This window comes from Ruegeria sp. BC2, assembly GCF_056539245.1.
In genome coordinates this window covers 783,716-800,837 of sequence record NZ_JBQFUQ010000001.1, presented here as the reverse complement: position 1 = coordinate 800,837, position 17,122 = coordinate 783,716, and the positions used below count along the sequence as shown (strand labels likewise).

At 60.8% G+C, this 17,122-nt stretch carries 18 protein-coding genes; 7 read left to right on the top strand and 11 right to left on the bottom strand.

Going from position 1 to position 17,122, the window contains the following annotated elements; translation table 11 throughout:
* Positions 1-7 precede the first annotated feature (7 nt).
* Complete coding sequence (hppD, locus tag ACR0CU_RS03910) at positions 8-1,105, bottom strand: 4-hydroxyphenylpyruvate dioxygenase (RefSeq protein ID WP_170339652.1); 1,098 nt, start codon at positions 1,103-1,105, stop codon at positions 8-10.
* A 145-nt stretch (positions 1,106-1,250) separates the two neighbouring features.
* Here hppD and ACR0CU_RS03905 point away from each other — a divergent pair, with 145 nt between their 5' ends.
* Both ACR0CU_RS03905 and ACR0CU_RS03900 read left to right on the top strand, forming a co-directional pair.
* Positions 1,251-1,706 (top strand): Lrp/AsnC family transcriptional regulator, encoded by a 456-nt coding sequence (locus ACR0CU_RS03905; RefSeq protein WP_170445438.1) that lies wholly within the window; start codon positions 1,251-1,253, stop codon positions 1,704-1,706.
* A gap of 19 nt (positions 1,707-1,725) precedes the next feature.
* Positions 1,726-3,603 (top strand): monovalent cation:proton antiporter-2 (CPA2) family protein, encoded by a 1,878-nt coding sequence (locus ACR0CU_RS03900; protein ID WP_170445435.1) that lies wholly within the window; start codon positions 1,726-1,728, stop codon positions 3,601-3,603.
* Between the two features lie 27 nt (positions 3,604-3,630).
* On the opposite strand, the gene cobT is transcribed toward ACR0CU_RS03900, so the two are convergent.
* Positions 3,631-4,644 carry a nicotinate-nucleotide--dimethylbenzimidazole phosphoribosyltransferase gene (gene cobT / locus ACR0CU_RS03895; RefSeq protein WP_170445432.1) on the bottom strand — a complete coding sequence of 338 codons (1,014 nt, stop codon included), beginning with the start codon at positions 4,642-4,644 and terminating at the stop codon, positions 3,631-3,633.
* 79 nt (positions 4,645-4,723) lie between these two features.
* Between cobT and cobS the strand changes: the two genes are divergently transcribed.
* Positions 4,724-5,488 (top strand): adenosylcobinamide-GDP ribazoletransferase, encoded by a 765-nt coding sequence (gene cobS / locus ACR0CU_RS03890; protein ID WP_170445429.1) that lies wholly within the window; start codon positions 4,724-4,726, stop codon positions 5,486-5,488.
* Here the strand turns inward: cobS and ACR0CU_RS03885 are convergent.
* From ACR0CU_RS03885 to ACR0CU_RS03860, 6 genes are all read right to left on the bottom strand, one after another.
* Entirely contained in the window at positions 5,485-6,246 is a 762-nt protein-coding gene (locus ACR0CU_RS03885) for an ion channel (protein WP_170357534.1), read from the bottom strand. The genes cobS and ACR0CU_RS03885 overlap by 4 nt on opposite strands.
* A gap of 126 nt (positions 6,247-6,372) precedes the next feature.
* The gene (locus ACR0CU_RS03880) at positions 6,373-6,882 is read right to left on the bottom strand and encodes a CarD family transcriptional regulator (RefSeq protein ID WP_093961789.1); all 510 of its coding nucleotides are present in this window, start codon (positions 6,880-6,882) and stop codon (positions 6,373-6,375) included.
* Between the two features lie 282 nt (positions 6,883-7,164).
* Positions 7,165-7,503: a ferredoxin FdxA gene (gene fdxA / locus ACR0CU_RS03875; protein WP_170445426.1), complete on the bottom strand. Its 339-nt coding sequence runs from the start codon at positions 7,501-7,503 to the stop codon at positions 7,165-7,167.
* Between the two features lie 66 nt (positions 7,504-7,569).
* Positions 7,570-7,941 carry an RNA-binding S4 domain-containing protein gene (locus tag ACR0CU_RS03870; protein ID WP_170445423.1) on the bottom strand — a complete coding sequence of 124 codons (372 nt, stop codon included), beginning with the start codon at positions 7,939-7,941 and terminating at the stop codon, positions 7,570-7,572.
* A 6-nt stretch (positions 7,942-7,947) separates the two neighbouring features.
* The gene (locus ACR0CU_RS03865) at positions 7,948-10,749 is read right to left on the bottom strand and encodes a helicase-related protein (RefSeq protein ID WP_170445420.1); all 2,802 of its coding nucleotides are present in this window, start codon (positions 10,747-10,749) and stop codon (positions 7,948-7,950) included.
* 20 nt (positions 10,750-10,769) lie between these two features.
* On the bottom strand, positions 10,770-11,339 hold the full coding sequence (locus ACR0CU_RS03860; RefSeq protein ID WP_254428893.1) for a tetratricopeptide repeat protein: 570 nt from the start codon (positions 11,337-11,339) through the stop codon (positions 10,770-10,772).
* Between the two features lie 68 nt (positions 11,340-11,407).
* On the opposite strand from ACR0CU_RS03860, the gene ACR0CU_RS03855 reads away from it, so the two are divergent.
* From ACR0CU_RS03855 to ACR0CU_RS03840, 4 genes are all read left to right on the top strand, one after another.
* On the top strand, positions 11,408-11,698 hold the full coding sequence (locus ACR0CU_RS03855) for an SCP2 sterol-binding domain-containing protein (RefSeq protein WP_093961784.1): 291 nt from the start codon (positions 11,408-11,410) through the stop codon (positions 11,696-11,698).
* Positions 11,698-12,675: an alpha/beta fold hydrolase gene (locus tag ACR0CU_RS03850; protein WP_480642499.1), complete on the top strand. Its 978-nt coding sequence runs from the start codon at positions 11,698-11,700 to the stop codon at positions 12,673-12,675. The genes ACR0CU_RS03855 and ACR0CU_RS03850 overlap by 1 nt, the downstream gene beginning before the upstream one ends.
* A gap of 70 nt (positions 12,676-12,745) precedes the next feature.
* Positions 12,746-14,566 (top strand): M3 family oligoendopeptidase, encoded by a 1,821-nt coding sequence (locus tag ACR0CU_RS03845; RefSeq protein WP_170366922.1) that lies wholly within the window; start codon positions 12,746-12,748, stop codon positions 14,564-14,566.
* Complete coding sequence (locus ACR0CU_RS03840) at positions 14,563-14,799, top strand: hypothetical protein (protein ID WP_170339106.1); 237 nt, start codon at positions 14,563-14,565, stop codon at positions 14,797-14,799. Before ACR0CU_RS03845 ends, ACR0CU_RS03840 begins: the two co-directional genes overlap by 4 nt.
* Positions 14,800-14,817: 18 nt before the next feature.
* On the opposite strand, the gene ACR0CU_RS03835 is transcribed toward ACR0CU_RS03840, so the two are convergent.
* From ACR0CU_RS03835 to ACR0CU_RS03825, 3 genes are read right to left on the bottom strand one after another with little or no spacing between them, the layout of a single operon-like run.
* Positions 14,818-15,705 (bottom strand): DMT family transporter, encoded by an 888-nt coding sequence (locus ACR0CU_RS03835; RefSeq protein WP_342355375.1) that lies wholly within the window; start codon positions 15,703-15,705, stop codon positions 14,818-14,820.
* Positions 15,702-15,971, bottom strand: coding sequence for a DksA/TraR family C4-type zinc finger protein (locus ACR0CU_RS03830; protein ID WP_093961778.1), 270 nt, complete (start codon positions 15,969-15,971; stop codon positions 15,702-15,704). Before ACR0CU_RS03830 ends, ACR0CU_RS03835 begins: the two co-directional genes overlap by 4 nt.
* Positions 15,972-16,028: 57 nt before the next feature.
* Complete coding sequence (locus ACR0CU_RS03825) at positions 16,029-17,003, bottom strand: Gfo/Idh/MocA family protein (RefSeq protein ID WP_170445411.1); 975 nt, start codon at positions 17,001-17,003, stop codon at positions 16,029-16,031.
* Positions 17,004-17,122: the final 119 nt, after the last annotated feature.

Sequence of the window (17,122 nt, the reverse complement as noted above, 5' to 3'; positions counted from 1 at the left end):
GTCTGCATCAGGCGGCAGAAATCTCTCCGGATTCAATCTGCTCACGCTCGATCGATTCGAACAGAGCCTTGAAATTGCCTTCGCCAAAGCCGTCATCGCCTTTGCGCTGGATGAACTCGAAGAAGATCGGACCAATCACGGTTTTCGAGAAGATCTGCAGCAGGATCTTGGTCTCGCCGCCGTCCACCACGCCTTCACCATCGATGAGGATGCCGTGCTTCTTCATGCGATCCACCGGCTCGTCATGGCCCTTCACGCGGTCGAAGGACATATCATAATAGGCATCGTTGGGACCGGGCATGAACTTCAGCCCTCGTTCGGCGATTGCATCGGTCGAGTCATAGATGTTCTCGCTGCCGACGGCGATGTGCTGGATGCCCTCACCCTTGTACTTCTTCAGGTAGGATACGATCTGACCGGTCTCGCCGCGGTCTTCGTTGATCGGAATCCGGATACGGCCGCAGGGCGAGGTCAATGCACGGCTGAGCAAGCCGGTATATTTGCCCTGGATGTCGAAGAAGCGGATTTCGCGGAAGTTGAACAGATCGCCGTAGAACTTGAACCACTTGTCCATGTTGCCCTTGAAGACATTGTGCGTCAGGTGATCGAGGTAATAGAAACCGACGCCGCGCGGTTTGGACTGCTTCAGCCACTCGAATTCCTGATTGTAGGGCGAGGTTTCGTAATACTGGTCGATGAAATAGATCAGCGACCCGCCGATACCCTTGATCGCGGGCACATCCATGGTCTTGTCGGCCGCATCATAGGGTTCGGCCCCCTTCGACACGGCATGGTCATAGGCCTTTTGCGCATCCACGACCCGCCAGCCCATCGACGGGGCACAGGGGCCATGCTCTTCCACGAATTTCGCAGCAAAGCTGTCGGGGTCCGCGTTCAGGATGTAGGTCACATCGCCCTGCTGCCACAGCTCGATCAGCGGTTTGGTCTTGTGGTGCGCAACCTTTTCAAAACCCATCTTGGCGAACAGGTCGCGCAGCTCCTGCGGTTCGGGATGCGCGAATTCAACAAATTCAAACCCATCTGTGCCGGCGGGGTTCTCGGCGCTGATCACGGATTTCGGGGCGTTGTGCGGGAAAGGGCCCATGGCTTGTCCTCTTGAAACAGGAAATTCTTTGCTGATTCAAGAATACGCCTTTTTCAGCGCTGTTTTTGCGCATTCTTTTCATGTAAACTACAGAAGCCTGCGAAAACTCCGCACCAGAACCCGAAAAATGTGAGAATCTCCGCACATGCCGGACGCAACCGATACTCGCCTGTTGGCCGCGCTGCAAAAAGACGCGCACCTGACCGCGCATCAGTTGGGCGAAATGCTGAACCTTTCCCCCAGCCAGGCCGGGCGCCGCCGTCAGCGGCTGGAGGCCGAAGGCTATATCACTGGCTACGCGGCGCGGCTCGATCCGCGCAAACTTGGGCTGCAGGTTCAGGGCTTCGTTCAAGTTCACCTCGGCACCCACGGCCCCGAACAGTCATCCAGTTTTGCGCGCATGGTGGAAACCCGCCCGGAAATCACCAGCGCCTGGACGATGACTGGCGAGGCAGACTATCTGCTCCATGTCTATTGCGAGGATCTTTCCGCGCTCAACACCTTGCTTCACGAGGTGATACTGCCCCATCCTGCGGTAGCACGGGTGCAAAGCCAGATCGTTATGGACCAGCTGAAACGCGACGCTCCGCTGCCGACCTGACGGCAAGGAAAGGAAGAAGATGAACGAGTTCCTGTACCAGGCTTCGATCTATCTGGCAGCCGCCGTGATCGCCGTCCCCCTGTCGGCGCGGCTTGGGCTGGGGTCAGTCCTCGGATATCTCGCCGCCGGCATCGCCATCGGTCCGATCCTTGGGCTCGTGGGCGCGGAAACCAAGGACTTGCAACATGTCGCGGAATTTGGCGTCGTCATGATGCTGTTCCTGATCGGGCTCGAGCTGGAACCCCGCGCACTTTGGGATATGAGGCACCGGTTGCTGGGGCTTGGTGGACTGCAGATCTCGCTCTCTACGGTCGTGATTGCAGCGGTTACCTTCTACACGGGTCAACCGTGGTCAGTTGCCTTGGCCGTGGGCCTGACACTGTCCCTGTCTTCAACCGCCATCGTGCTCCAGACGCTGTCGGAAAAAGGCTTGATGCGCACAAACGGCGGGCGATCCACGTTCTCGGTCCTTCTGACTCAGGATATCGCCGTGATTCCGATCCTGGCGTTTCTGCCACTGCTGGCCATGCCGGCCAGCATCTTCATCGAGGATGACGGATCAATCACGCGCGGCGGCGACGGGCACGGCGACGCGCACCATACGTTGTCATTGGTCGATGGCCTGCCCGGATGGGCGGTGACGCTGGTGACATTGGGTGCGATCGCATTCGTGATCGTGGTAGGCGTCTACCTGACCCGTCCCTTGTTCCGGTTCATCCACACCACCCGCCTGCGCGAGATGTACACGGCGTTGGCCCTGATGATCGTAGTAGGGATCTCGTTCCTGATGACGCTGGTGGGCCTGTCCCCGGCGTTGGGCGCCTTCCTCGCTGGCGTCGTCCTGGCCAGTTCCGAGTTTCGGCACGAGATGGAAAGCGACCTTGAGCCGTTCAAGGGATTGCTGCTGGGCCTGTTCTTCATCACGGTCGGGGCCGGGATCGACGTCGGGTACTTTTTCAACGACCCGTTCGACCTGATCGGACTGGCCCTGCTGGTGATCCTGGTCAAGGGCCTGATCCTGTATGCCGTTGGTCGTGCATTCAAGTTGCGCAGCCGCGACCATTGGCTGTTCACGCTGGGTTTGGCTCAGGCGGGTGAGTTCGGCTTCGTGCTGCTGGCCTTTTCGACCAAGCAGAATGTCATTCCCCCGGCCCTGTCGCAGAAGCTGTTGATGATCATTGCCCTGACCATGCTGATCACACCGCTTCTGTTCATCATCTATGACTACCTTTCGCGCCACATCCGCGACAACTCACCCGAGATTGAACCCGAGGAAATAGACGAAAAAGGTCCCGTCATCATTGCGGGAATTGGGCGGTTCGGACAGATCGTCAACCGGCTGGTGCGCGCCAGCGGGTTCAAGACGGTGGTGCTGGACCACAATATCGAAACGATCCAGCTGATGCGTCGGTTCGGCGTCAAAGGATTCTTGGGTGATCCGACGCGTCCCGAATTGCTGCGGGCTGCGGGCCTTGAAAAGGCTTCCGTTTTGGTGGCCGCGATGGACAACCGCAAGGAAGTGACCCGATTGGTCGGCTACGCCCGCCGGCAGCGCCCCGACCTTCACATCGTCGCCCGCGCGCATGACCGGACCCATGTGTACGAGCTGTATCAGGCCGGCGCTGATGACATCGTGCGTGAGCTGTTCGACAGCTCTCTGCGGGCCGGGCGTTATGTGCTGGAGAACATTGGTTTGAGCGAATACGAGGCCGCGCAAGCACAGCAGACCTTCTATCACCACGATCGGCAGGCAATTCGCGAATTGGCTGAACTCTGGGTTCCCGGCATGCCGACGGCCGAGAACAAAAAGTACATCGAACGCGCGCGCGAGTTGGAGAAGGACCTCGAGACCGCCCTGCTGGAACTGGCCGAAAAGAACGAAAAGAAGTCAGCCTGACCCGGGGATATCCCGGGTCAGCCGAGCTCAACCGTCCGACACACCGGCTTCGGCAAAGGTGGCCATACCCGAATGGCAAGCGACGGCGCTTTTCAGGATATTGATGGCCAGCGCGGCCCCCGACCCTTCGCCCAGCCGCAGCCCGAGGCTCAGCAAGGGCGCTTTGTCCAGCTTGGTCAGCATGGCCGCGTGCGCACCTTCCGCACTCTGGTGGCCAGCAACGGCATGGTCCAGCGCTCCCGGCGCCAGACGATCGAGGCAAGCCGCAGCCGAGGTGCAGATGAACCCATCCAGAATGACCGGGATGCGCAGAATTCGGGCGGCTGCAATGGCCCCTGCCATGGCCGCGATCTCGCGCCCTCCCAAACACCGCAGGATCTCAAGCCCGTCGTCAGATGCTCCGTGCAGCGCAACACCTTCGGCAACGACGCGCGTCTTGTTGGCAAGGCCCGCATCGTCCACACCGGTTCCACGCCCAGTCCAATCAGCGGCATCTCCGCCGAACAACGCGCAGGCGATGGCCGCGGCAGGGGTGGTGTTGCCAATGCCCATTTCGCCCACGACCAGAAGGTCTGCGGTGGGATCAACGGCGTTCCAGCCGGTCTGCAAAGCGGTCAGAAGCTCGTCCTCGGACATTGCCGGGGCCATTGTGAAGTCGGCCGTCGGCCGATCCAGGTCCAGCGCGTGGACCGTCATCTTGGCCCCGGCCGCTTTGGCCAATTGGTTGATGGCCGCGCCTCCGTGCTCGAAGTTCATGACCATCTGAACCGTAACCTCGGGCGGAAAGGCCGAGACCCCCTGCGCCGTCACGCCGTGATTGCCGGCAAATACAATCACCTGAGGTGCCTCGATCTGTGGCCGGGCATCCCCACGCCAACCGGCATACCAGATCGCCAGATCCTCGAGCCGGCCCAACGCACCCGGCGGCTTGGTCAGCTGTCCGTTGCGGTCGGCAGCCCCTTGCCTTGCAGCCTCATCCGGCCCCGGAGCATTGCGCAGGGCGTCGCGGAAGGTATTCAGATCATTGAGTTCAGGCAGCATTCAAAGCCTCGTTGCATCGGAGTGGTCCTGCGTGTTTAACCGAAGCAGGCAAAGCAACAACCCCTCGAAAGGCGCGCAAGTGCACAAAAACGACACTCGAACCTTTTCGCCATGGGACGTGCCGCTGGTTCTGGTTCTTTTGACGCGGCTGCCATTGCCCGTGCTGCCCAAATCGCTCTTCGAGCGACAGTCCAAAGCAGCTTGGGCCTTTCCTGCGGCCGGGCTGGTTGTTGGCGGCTTGGGCTGCATCGTAGGCTGGTCGGCGATGGCCGTGGGCCTTTCCGGGACAGTCAGCGCTGTCCTTGCTGTCGCCGTTCTGATCGCTGCGACCGGAGCCATGCACGAGGACGGGCTGGCCGACACCGCGGACGGGCTGTGGGGCGGATATACACCCGAACGCAGACTCGAGATCATGAAGGACAGCCAAATCGGCACCTATGGGGTGTTGGCCTTGTTGGTCATTCAACTGCTCAGGATCTCGGCGGTTGCAACACTATTGGCGGCAGGAAGTCCGGCCGGAATTCTGGCGGCAGCTGTGTTTTCCCGTGCGGTGATGCCACCATTGATGGCGGGCCTACCGAACGCCCGCGGCAGCGGGCTGAGCCATAGCGTCGGCGCCCCTCCGTCTTTGTCGGTTGCAGCCGGTCTCGGGCTGGCTTTAGTTTTCTCTCTGGCTCTTCTAGGCTGGACCGCCCTTCTGCCCGTCGCCTGTGCGGTAGCCGCAACCGTGGGTCTGGCAATCATAGCCAAAGCCAAGATTGGCGGTCAGACCGGTGATATCCTGGGGGCTTCTCAACAGCTGTCCGAGGTTGCTTTCCTACTGGCCGTTGCCGCCCTGCTCTAGCCGACGCCGCCGGTCTTGATCCGTAGTGTCTCACCGCAGTGCTTGCAGTGTACGGCATCCGGGTCGTGCCGAAACAGGCCGCAATTGGGACACTTGTGGCGTACTTTCTGTGGCATGAAAATGGCCTGAGCCAGGCGCACGAACAGCGCCACACCGACCACCATTATAAACACGGAAAACAGCTTGCCGCCCGGAGAGTTCAGTGTGATGTCGCCGAAACCCGTCGTGGTCAGTGTCGCCATCGTGAAATACAGCGCATCGATATACGGGGTCTGGCTGTCCTCGGGGATATAGAAAACCAGTACGGCGGTGGATGTCGCGAAAATGAACACCAGCAGGTTCACGGCCGCGATGACCGCATCCTCGTGGGTTCGGAAAAACTCACTGTCGCGGCGCAGATCATGCAACAGGTGATAGGAATGGATCAGCCGCAGCGCGCGCAGAATCCGCAGGAACGCAAGGCTGCCGGTCAGGAAAGGGTCAAGGATCAGCGAGGCGATCACGACCAGATCCGCAAGCGTGTAGATTTTGAACAGCAGCTTCTTGCGGTCTTTCGCGATCCACATCCGAGCCGAGAAATCCAGCAGAATGATCAGCCCCACCGCCCAGCTGACTGCAATCAATCCGGGGCCGTGCGGAATGTTCGCCGTCGCCACGAAAAACACGATCGAGGCAAGGTCGAACAGGATCAGACAGTACCGGAACCAGACCGAAACCGCCCCTCTGCCGATATAGAGTGCCTTGACCGTCTGCTTCATGACTGACCCGTATACGGTTCCAATGACTGGGAAATTAGCGGGAAAGGCGGCGCGAACCAAGCGATCGACCATGAAAAAGGCCGCTCTGAAACCAGAGCGGCCCTTTGGTGTTGCTTCAAAGCCCGATCAGGCCGCGCGCGAGGTCAGGACTTCGTCCACCTGCTTGGCCGCTGCGATTTCGTCCGAACCGGACACGGCCGCAACTTCGCGCGTCAGACGCTCAAGCGCGGCTTCATAGAGCTGACGCTCGGAATAGCTCTGCTCACGCTGGTCGTCGGTGCGGTGCAGGTCACGCACCACCTCGGCGATCGAGATCAGGTCACCCGAATTGATCTTCTGTTCGTATTCCTGCGCCCGGCGCGACCACATGGCACGCTTTACCTTGGCTTTGCCCTTCAGAGTCTTCATCGCCTGGCTGATCACATCGGGCGAGCTCAGCGAACGCAGGCCGGATTCAGTGATCTTGTTGGTCGGCACCCTTAGGGTCATCTTGTCTTTCTCGAATGAGATGACGAACAGCTCGAGCGAGTATCCAGCGACTTCCTGTTCTTCAATCGATATGATTTGCCCGACCCCATGTGCAGGGTAGACAACATAGTCGTTCGGACGGAACTCAAGCTTCTTCGACTTTGTCATGCACGTGTTTCCTTGGTTGCAGAGCGGGAAAAAAGCGACAAAAAACCTAACCGGGGTCACCCGCGACCCCTGTCAGGCTGATTACATGTCAAAAACTCAGAACTCCAAAGTGAGCATACTTACGGAGTCGTCCCCATCTCGATCATCATTTGCCATAAGAGTATATCACAAAATTAAGACACCTGAAAGCGGACGGGGCCTTCGGTTCGGAATTTGTGAATTTTTTCAGCGCATTAAGGCAAAAACTTACGGCAGTCTTTCGGGTTTTGCGACCCGAATCGCTCAGCCGCCCTCGCCCGGTGCCTCGGAGAAGTATTTCTCCATCTTGCCCTCTTCACCGTCGCGCTCCTCGGCGCCCGGAAGCGGGTCTTTCTTGGTTACGATAACCGGCCATTGTTCGGCATATTTGCGGTTGAATTCGACCCACCGCTCCATTCCCGGCTCGGTATCGGGGCGAATGGCGTCCGCCGGGCATTCCGGCTCGCACACGCCGCAATCGATGCATTCATCCGGATGGATGACCAGGGTATTTTCACCTTCATAGAAGCAATCCACCGGGCATACCTCGACGCAGTCGGTGTATTTGCAGGCGATACAGTTCTCGGTGACAACGTAGGTCATGGTCCAATTCCCGTCAGAGGTTTGGGCGACTAGCTAATTCAGTCTGCCCCCATCTTCAAGAGAAGATCAGCCCTTGGGGGTGCGAGAAAGATCAAGCGCGCGCCGATCCTTCTTGGTCGGACGACCTTTTCCTTCGAAACCCGGATTTTGTGGCGGATTATCCTTCTCTTCAGTCAAATCCGTGTACAGCGTCCGCGCCTCGACCGCCGGGCCGCGTCGCGCGCCCAGGATTTCGACCTGAACCACGCGAATAACCCGCCCCTGAGCGAAAGTCAGAACGTCACCGGGCCCGACGGTTTGCGCCGGCTTCTGGGCCCGGTCACCGTTGATGCGCACATGCCCGCCGCTGACCTGTTTGGCGGCCAGGCTGCGGGTCTTGAAAAACCGCGCATGCCACAGCCACTTGTCGATCCGCAGCTTGGCCGGTGCGTCGGCCATCAGCGATCAGTTGCCGTCCTTCAGACCCATCAGCGCAGCGGCAAACGGGTTGTCGGGATCAATCGCCTTTTCCTTTTTGGGCGGCCGGGACGAGAAGGTCTTGGCCCCTTGCGGTTTGCCGCCCTTCTTGCCCTGCGGCTTGCCGCGACCATCCCGAGGCTTCCCGCCCGGTTTGCTCCGACCCTGCCGTTGGTCACCACGTGGCCCCCGGTTGGCCTGACGGCCCCAGGTAAAGGTGTAGAACACCTCGACTTCGGGTTCGTCCGATGCCGGGTCTGCGGCCGTGGCCTCGGCTTCAGCCTCGGTGCTGTCGGTAGCCTCGGCTGGCGCCTCGGCGGCGACGGCCAAATCCGACTGCGCCTCTGCTTCGGCGGTCTCGGCCGGAGCTTCGGCGGTTGCCGCCGGTGGTTGCTCGGTCGGCTGAGCCGGTTTGATCTTGGTCCGTTCACCGCGCTCGGCCTTGTAGCCCAGCCCCTGCATCAGGTCGGCGAACTGTTCCAGCGTCATGCCGGTGATCGACAACATGTCCGCCTTGGCTTCGAAACCGCCCCGGCTGTCTTCGGCGCGCAGCATGTCGGCCAGACGCTCCAACATGTCGATACGGATCGAACGCTCGCCCGCATTGCGGTAGCCGCACATGGTGTCATAGCCCTCCGGCGCGCCCTTGGCGACGGGCACCGTCACCAAGCCCGGCGGCGGCGCTTCGGGAAACTCCTGAAGTCCATTTGCCAGGGCCCACAACACCAGACGCAGGCGCGTCGGGGCAGGCTTCAGCAGCAGCGGCATGAAGATGGTGAACTGGCCGAACCGGATGCCATGCTTGCGCAGCGCGCCACGGGCGTCCTGGTCCAGATCCTTGACCTCTTGTGCGACTCCGGCGCGCGGCAGGATGCCCAACGCCTCGACCATACGGAAGGCAAATCCCTTGGCCAACCCGGTCAATTCTTCGTCGCGCGACAGGTTCAGCAGGGGTTCGAACAGCGCCGCGATCTTGCGGTCGATGAAGTGTTGCAGGCGGCGCTGCACCTTCTGCTCAACCTCCGGCCCTGCGGCCTCGTCCACGAACACTTCGACCATCGGTTTGAGCGGTTCGGCCCCGGCAACCAGCTTGCCCACGGCATATTCGCCCCACATCAGGCCACCCTGATCGGTAAAATCAATTTCGGTATCGGGCGCATTGTAGAAGCGATCGGCACGCAGATGGAATTGCGGCGCGAGTGCTTGCAGTGAGGCCGATTTGAGCGCTTTCGCCTCGGTTCCCTGCGCGCTTTTGTCCGGGATGAACCGGAACCCTTCCAAACGACCGACGAATTCGCCTTCGACGGTCACTTCACCCTTGTCATTCACTTCGGCCAAAAGGGCCTCCTTCTGTTTGAGCCGGCGCAAGAGAACAGATGTACGCCGGTCCACAAATCTTTGCGTCAGACATTCATGCAAAGCGTCTGACACCCTGTCTTCTACAGCGCGGGTTTCCGCGCGCCAATGGGATTCGTCGCGCACCCAGCCGTTTCGTTGCGCAACATATGTCCACGTGCGAATATATGCCAACCTTTTGGACAGTGCATCAATATCGCCGTCGGTTCTGTCGATCCGGCGGATCTGGCGCGCCAGAAAATCCTCGGGGATCGTGCCGCGTTCGTGCAGATGTCCGAAGATCGATTCGAGCAGGCTGGCATGTTCCGCATTGCTGATGCCCCGAAAGTCGGGGATTCGGCAAACATCCCACAACAGGCGGATCGACGGACCATCGCCGGCACGGGCTGCAACCTCGGGCACCTGGGCCAGCGACTTGAGCGCGTTCAGGTCGTCTGCGGGCCGGGCTTTGACCAAATGCTCGTTGTCCGGGCTGGCCTCGAGCGAGTCGATCAGGGCATCGACCGAGCCGAACCGCAAGGCGGCATTCCGCCAGTTCAGCTTTTTCATCGGCGTGAACCGGCTGTCCATGATGGCCTGCGCCACGCCTTCGTCCATCGGCGATGCCTCGCCCGTCACGCCGAAGGTACCATCCGACATGCCGCGCCCGGCGCGCCCGGCGATCTGGGCCAGTTCGTTCGGAGCCAGCGGCCGCATACGCCTGCCATCGAATTTGGACAGGGACGAAAACGCCACATGGTTCACATCGAGGTTCAGACCCATACCGATGGCATCGGTGGCGACCAGATAGTCGACCTCGCCATTCTGGTACAGCGCGACCTGCGCATTCCGCGTGCGCGGGCTGAGCGCGCCCATGACCACGGCCGCCCCACCCTTTTGCCGCCGCAGAAGCTCGGCAATGGCATAGACGTTCTCGACCGAGAACCCGACGATCGCGCTGCGCGGCGGCATACGGCTGATCTTCCTGGATCCGGTGTAGACCAGTTGCGACATCCGCTCGCGCCGAGCAAACTGCGCCTGCGGCACCAGCGCCGCGATCGGGCCGCGCATCGTGTCGGCACCCAGAAAAAGTGTCTCGTGCGTGCCGCGCATCCGCAGCAGCCGGTCGGTAAACACATGACCGCGCTCGGGGTCGGCGCACAGCTGGATTTCGTCGATGGCCACGAAATCGGTGCCCATCCCCTCGGGCATCGCCTCGACCGTGCAGACCCAGTATTGCGTGCGCGGCGGAACGATGCGTTCCTCGCCCGTCACAAGAGCCACCACCGAGGGGCCGCGGATGGCGACGATCTTGTCATAGACCTCGCGCGCAAGCAGCCGCAGCGGCAGGCCGATGACACCGGTCCGGTGCCCCAGCATGCGTTCGATGGCATAGTGGGTTTTGCCTGTGTTGGTCGGGCCAAGTACGGCCACGATTCGGGATGCCCCGTTCACCTTTGCCCCCTGCCCGGACCTTAAAGCGCCTTGCCCGCAATCTGCGGTTTCAGCCGATTCACGGCATTGGTTACTTCTTCGTGATGGGGATGTATAGCCAGCGCGCGGGAATAGGCGTCATAGGCCTGTTCGGGCTGACCCAGCACCTCAAAGATCAGGCCAAGCCCGTAGATGGCTTCGTAATTGTTAGGGTTCAACGCAAGCGCGTGCTCAAGATCGGCAGCCGCCATGCCGAACCGCTCCAGCCCAAAAAACACGGAGGCGCGCACATGCCAACCTTCTGCGAAATCGGGCGCATGGTCCGTCAGTGCCGTCAGATGGTCCAACGCGGCTTCGACATTGCCCTCGTCCAGTGCTTCGCGTCCGCGCTCAAGCAGCAGATCAGCCGAGGCAGACCCTGATTGCGACCACAGCGACTGAAGTTGCCGATCCAGACCGGCTGCCTGCTCGGGCGACGCTTCGGCAAGCTGCCGCAGCAGCTCGGCTTCGTCCCGCAAATCGGCCTGTTGCGCAATCCCAGTGGTGGAATACATGACTAGGAGGGCAAATGCCGCAACGGTACCTTTGAGATTGTTGATTGCAATGCTCATAACAATGATCAGTGTAGCGTTGCGACCGCGGATGTCCATTCACGGCGCACTAACAAATGAGGAAGACCATGAGCGACACTCTTGAAAAAGCGGCAGCCGCGCTGAACGAAAAACTGTCGGGCGGCGATTTCGACTCGTCGGCGAAATTCGCCATCGCCGACCTCGGCTCGATCGTGTTGGATGAAAATGGCGCGCGGGTCAGCGACGAGGACGCCGAAGTCACCCTGAGCGCCGACGCGGAAACGTTCGAGCAGATCCTCAGCGGTGAGCTGAACCCCACGGGTGCGTTCATGGCTGGCAAGCTGAGCGTCGACGGCGACATGGGTGTTGCCATGAAGCTTGCCTCGGTGCTGGCCTGATGGATTTGTCGCCGGCCCCGTTCTTTGAAGATGTGGCCGGCGGTCCCGCGGGCGGCGCCGCGCACTGGTTGACCACATGCGACGGCACACGCATTCGCGTGGGCCACTGGCGCCCCGAAGGTGAGGCGACCGGGACGGTGATGATCTTTCCCGGCCGCACGGAATATATTGAAAAATATGGCAATGCAGCGGGTGAGTTCGTACAACGCGGCTTTGCCGTACTGGCCGTGGATTGGCGCGGACAGGGTCTGGCTGACAGGTTGCTGGAAGATCCGCGCGTTGGCCATGTGGACAAGTTTACCGACTATCAGCAGGACGTGCGCGAAACGCTGAAACTGGCCGAGCAGCTTGGCCTGCCGAAACCCTGGCACGTGATCGGCCATTCGATGGGCGGCGCGATCGGGATGCGCGCGGTTCTGGAAACCGGCCTATTTGCCTCTTGTGCCTTCACCGGTCCGATGTGGGGCATTTTCTTCACCCCACTCATGAAACCGCTCAGCCGTCTGACCGCCTATTGGGGGCCGCGGATCGGGCTGGGCGAAAAGACGCCTCCGACCACGTCACTGGAAAGCTATGTTCTGATCCAGCCTTTCGAGGGCAACGCGCTGACCCGCGACCCCGGGATGTACCGGATGATGCAGGATCAATTGAAAGCGCATCCTGAACTGGCCTTGGGTGCGCCGTCCACCATCTGGCTACGCGAGGCACTGGACGAATGCGCCTGGCTGATGGCGCAGACCGCCCCCGACATTCCCTGTCTGACCTATCTTGGCAGCCACGAGCAGATCGTGGACCGCAAGGCGATCCGGGCGCGGATGGCGAACTGGCCCAGCGGCCGGTTGGTCGAGATCCCTGACGGCGAACACGAGGTGATGATGGAACCGCCCGAGGTCCGCGGCCCCGTATTCGAGGAGATGGCCGCGCATTTCTCGGCCGCCGCCAACGGGCAGACACCCGAACTTGCGATGACGCGCTGACACCTCGGCTGCTTGTGATCCGTGCGCCCTGCGCCTAGATGTGATCCAACGCAGACAATCGAGGTGTTCCATGCACGAGCTTCCCTTCCCCGTCCGAGACGCAAATGCCGGTGGCGGCGCCGACAATCTTGGCAACCTGCCGGAATGGAACCTGGACGATCTGTACAAGGGACAGGACGCGCCGGAACTGACCCGCGATCTTGAGTGGCTGGAGCAGGAATGCGCGGCTTTTGCCGCCGATTACGAAGGCAAGCTGGCCGATCTGGATGCGCAGGGCCTGCTGACCTGTGTCCAGCGCAACGAAAAGATCAACGCCGTCGCCGGGCGCATCATGTCCTTTGCCGGGCTGCGTTATTACCAACTGACCACCGATGCCGAGCGCGCCAAGTTCCTGTCGGACATGCAGGAGAAGGTCACGTTGTTCACCACGCCGCTGGTGTTCTTCACGCTCGAGATCAACCGCATCGACGACGACGTGCTGGCCGCTCATTTCAAGGCCAACGCGGACCTCGCCCGGTACGAGCCCGTCTTCCGCCGCATCCGCGCGATGAAGCCCTATCAACTGTCTGACGAGCTGGAGAAATTCCTGCATGATCTGGGGGTGGTCGGCGACGCGTGGGAACGGCTGTTCGACGAAACCATCGCCGGGCTGACCTTTACCGTGAACGGTGAAGAGCTGAACATCGAAGGCACCCTGAACCTGCTGACCGAACAGGACCGGTCCAAACGCGAGGCCGCGGCCCGCGAACTGGCCCGCGTGTTTCAGGACAACGTCAAAACCTTTGCCCGCGTCCACAACACGCAGGCCAAGGAAAAGGAAATCATCGACCGCTGGCGCAAGATGCCGACCCCGCAGACCGCGCGGCACCTGGCGAACGATGTCGAACCCGAGGTGGTCGAAGCCCTGCGCGAGGCGGTCGTGGCCGCCTACCCCAAGCTCAGCCACCGGTATTACGAGCTCAAGCGCAAATGGTTGGGTCTGGATGTGATGCAGGTCTGGGACCGCAACGCGCCGCTGCCGATGGAAGACACCCGCACCGTGTCGTGGGAGGACGCCGAGAAGACCGTGATGGAGGCTTATGCCGCTTTCGATCCCCGCATGGCCGAGATTGCAGCACCGTTCTTTTCGAAAGGCTGGATCGACGCGGCGGTGAAACCGGGCAAGGCTCCGGGCGCCTTCGCGCACCCCACCGTGACCGAGGTGCATCCTTACGTGATGCTCAACTACCTGGGCAAACCGCGCGACGTGATGACGCTTGCGCACGAGTTGGGCCACGGCGTGCATCAGGTGTTGGCCGCCGGTCAGGGCGAGATGCTGTCCTCGACCCCCCTGACGCTGGCTGAAACCGCCAGCGTCTTCGGCGAGATGCTGACCTTCCGCAAGATGCTGGATCAGGCCGAAACGCCCGAGCAGCGCAAGGTTCTGCTGGCCGGCAAGGTCGAGGACATGATCAACACGGTGATCCGCCAGATCGCCTTCTACGACTTTGAATGCAAGCTGCACGCCGCCCGCCGCGAGGGCGAACTGACGCCGGACGACATCAATGCCTTGTGGATGAGCGTTCAGGCCGAAAGCCTTGGCCCGGCGTTTGAATTCATGGATGGGTACGAGACCTTTTGGGCCTATATCCCGCACTTTGTTCATTCGCCCTTCTATGTCTACGCCTATGCTTTCGGCGACGGGTTGGTGAACGCGCTCTACTCGGTCTATGAAAGCGGCGCGGACGGGTTCGAGGAAAAGTACTTCGAGATGCTCCGCGCGGGCGGCTCCAAGCACCACAAAGAGCTGCTGGCCCCGTTCGGGTTGGATGCCAGCGACCCGAAATTCTGGGACAAGGGCCTGTCGATGATCTCGGGGATGATCGACGAACTGGAGGCCCTGGAGGGGTGACAGACCCAACCGACAAGGGGCGCTGGCGGGCCATCAAGGACCGCCTGCGCCCTGTTCTTGCCCGGATCCGCCGCAATGTCCCGCGGGGGCTGCGGTTTGTCGTGGGACTTTTGTTGATCGTCGCAGGCGTCTTCGGCTTCCTTCCTGTTCTGGGGTTTTGGATGATCCCCTTGGGCATCATGGTTGCCGCCATGGACGTCAACCTGCTGCGGCGCTGGTGGCGCCGCCGATAACCCCGTTCCGGCTGTCGCCTAGTTTTTTCTGGTCGTGAGGAACACCGCGAATACGATCAATCCCGCCCCAATCGCAGCCATTGGGGTGATCGGTGCCCCCAGAAAAATTGCCGAATTGACGAAGGTGAACACCACCGAGGCGGCGAACAAAAGGGTCGCGGTCAACGTCGATACACGCGCGGCGGCCTCGTACCAAAGGTAGTAGGCCAACGCAGTCGGGAAAACGCCCAGCAAAACCAAAAACACCAAATCGCTGCCGGATGGCATCCGCAGTGCAAAAACGGACAGCGGAAGCAGAATCACGGCCGAGCACAGGAACACACCAAACAGGAAATTCAGACGCTCGGCCGTCGATTTCGACGCGCGCATGGCCCGGCTGCTGGCGATCAGGAACACGGCCCAGCTGACCCCGGCCCCAATTTCCATCATATCCCCCAGAACCGGGTCCCCGCCGCCTTCGAAATCGCGGAAAACCGTAAGAAAGACCCCCAAGATGGCCAGAAGGGTCGCCAGAACATCGGTTTTTCCAACAGGGGTGTCGGCGAAGAAATACAAGAAAACCAGAACAAAGAACGGCGCGGTATTTTCCAACACCATCGCACTGCCTGCACCGGTGTGTTCAAGCCCGATATGAAACAGAATATAGTTGATGACGGTCGCCAAAACCGCAAGACGGAAGTTCCAATCCCGGAGCTGGACGGAAACCGGCGCATTCATCGCACGCAACATGCCGTAGATGGCCAAAGCAGCTATGAACAGCCTAGTTGTGGCAATTTGCATGCCACCCAGATCTCCGGTCAGGTAGCGCACGATGACGCTGTGCGTGCCCCAAAGAAATGCGGCCATGAACCCAAGAAACAAGCCATTCTGAAAAAGGGAACCGCCGTCTTTGCCGGGCCCCTTCACTTGAGCTGGCTGTCCTTGGAGCCGCGCCGATTGATACCGCCGCGGGCCTTGAAAGCACCATCACGCTCTTGCTGGCAATCCAGACACAGCTTGACCCCGGGGATCGCCAGTCGGCGCTTCTCGGGGATCGGTTCTTCGCACTCTGCACAATGGGTCAGACTTTCACCGACCGGACGCTTTTTCGCCTGCATCCGTGCCAGCTCGTCTGAAATCGAAGCCTCGATCTGTTCACTTACAGCGCCGTCGCGCGCCCAGCCTCCGGCCATGGCCCCCTCCTGTTCAGGTGCTCACCAGTTTAGGCGTGGGGCGGCTGATCACGCAAGTCAGAGCGGCGTTGCGCAGTCGAACACCCGGTCGATCATCGCCTGCGTCCCGCGCGAGAATTCGAGCGGACACGGGTATTCGTCGCCCGCGCGAACGGACCGGCAAAACGCCTCGACCTGCAGCTTGTAGTGATCGTCGGCTGGGAAGCGCGTCACCAGAACTTCCAAACCCGGGCGGTGCAGCTCGACCCGAGCCTCGCCAAACACCCGCGCGTTGAACGGCGCGGTCAGGCGGATAAGGCCGCGTTCGCCGTGAAAGACCATTTCTTGATGCGGATGCATTCGGATCGAGACATAGGCCGAATAGGTAAAGCCCGGAAACTGCGCGCGAATTTCCGTGAACGCGTCGATGCCATCTTCCCAACGGATGGCCGATTGCACGGTGTCCGGTTCCTGCCCCGTCGCAAAACGGGCCGACCCGATGACGTAGACGCCGATGTCGCGCAGCCCGCCGCCGCCGGTTTCGGCGCGGTTGCGGATATTGCCGGTGTCGGTGCGGTTGTCGAAGCTGAATGCGCCCGTGACATGCACCAGATCCCCGATGGCGCCGTCGGCGATCAGGTCGCGCACATGCTGCCACTGCGGGTGGTGCACGATCATGTAGGCCTCGGCCGCTAGCAACCCGGTCTGGTCACGCTTGTGGATCAGGGTCTCGAACTCCTCGGCGCGCATGGTCATGGGCTTTTCACACAGAACGTGCTTGCCAGCGTCCAGCGCTTTCAAGCTCCATTCCACATGCAGGTGGTTCGGCAGAGGGATATAGACCGCCTCGATTTCGGGCGAAGCCAGCAGCGCGTCATAGTCGTCAAAGACCGTAAGGTCCGGGCAGAAGTCTTGGAATGGACCGGCTTTCGCCGGATCCGAAGTCGCCAAAGCAGACAAACGCGCGCCCGAGGCCGCATGGATCGCCGGACCCATGAATTGGCGTGCGAATTTCGCCGCCCCCAGAATGCCCCATTGAACCGGATTGTGCATGGTTTCCTCCGTATTTGACCATGTTCCGCGCTGAAATGTTTGCGCCAACATCTGTTGCGCCTTCTGTATCAGCCAAGCGACGCCAAGTCAGGCTTTTCTGTGCGCGGGACACCCGTAAT

Coding starts and splice junctions, on each gene's coding strand:
- hppD (WP_170339652.1), bottom strand. CDS start 1,105: ATGGGCCCTTTCCCGCACAACGCCCCGAAATCCGTGATCAGCGCCGAG.
- ACR0CU_RS03905 (WP_170445438.1), top strand. CDS start 1,251: ATGCCGGACGCAACCGATACTCGCCTGTTGGCCGCGCTGCAAAAAGAC.
- ACR0CU_RS03900 (WP_170445435.1), top strand. CDS start 1,726: ATGAACGAGTTCCTGTACCAGGCTTCGATCTATCTGGCAGCCGCCGTG.
- cobT (WP_170445432.1), bottom strand. CDS start 4,644: ATGCTGCCTGAACTCAATGATCTGAATACCTTCCGCGACGCCCTGCGC.
- ACR0CU_RS03885 (WP_170357534.1), bottom strand. CDS start 6,246: ATGAAGCAGACGGTCAAGGCACTCTATATCGGCAGAGGGGCGGTTTCG.
- ACR0CU_RS03880 (WP_093961789.1), bottom strand. CDS start 6,882: ATGACAAAGTCGAAGAAGCTTGAGTTCCGTCCGAACGACTATGTTGTC.
- fdxA (WP_170445426.1), bottom strand. CDS start 7,503: ATGACCTACGTTGTCACCGAGAACTGTATCGCCTGCAAATACACCGAC.
- ACR0CU_RS03870 (WP_170445423.1), bottom strand. CDS start 7,941: ATGGCCGACGCACCGGCCAAGCTGCGGATCGACAAGTGGCTGTGGCAT.
- ACR0CU_RS03860 (WP_254428893.1), bottom strand. CDS start 11,339: ATGAGCATTGCAATCAACAATCTCAAAGGTACCGTTGCGGCATTTGCC.
- ACR0CU_RS03855 (WP_093961784.1), top strand. CDS start 11,408: ATGAGCGACACTCTTGAAAAAGCGGCAGCCGCGCTGAACGAAAAACTG.
- ACR0CU_RS03850 (WP_480642499.1), top strand. CDS start 11,698: ATGGATTTGTCGCCGGCCCCGTTCTTTGAAGATGTGGCCGGCGGTCCC.
- ACR0CU_RS03845 (WP_170366922.1), top strand. CDS start 12,746: ATGCACGAGCTTCCCTTCCCCGTCCGAGACGCAAATGCCGGTGGCGGC.
- ACR0CU_RS03830 (WP_093961778.1), bottom strand. CDS start 15,971: ATGGCCGGAGGCTGGGCGCGCGACGGCGCTGTAAGTGAACAGATCGAG.
- ACR0CU_RS03825 (WP_170445411.1), bottom strand. CDS start 17,003: ATGCACAATCCGGTTCAATGGGGCATTCTGGGGGCGGCGAAATTCGCA.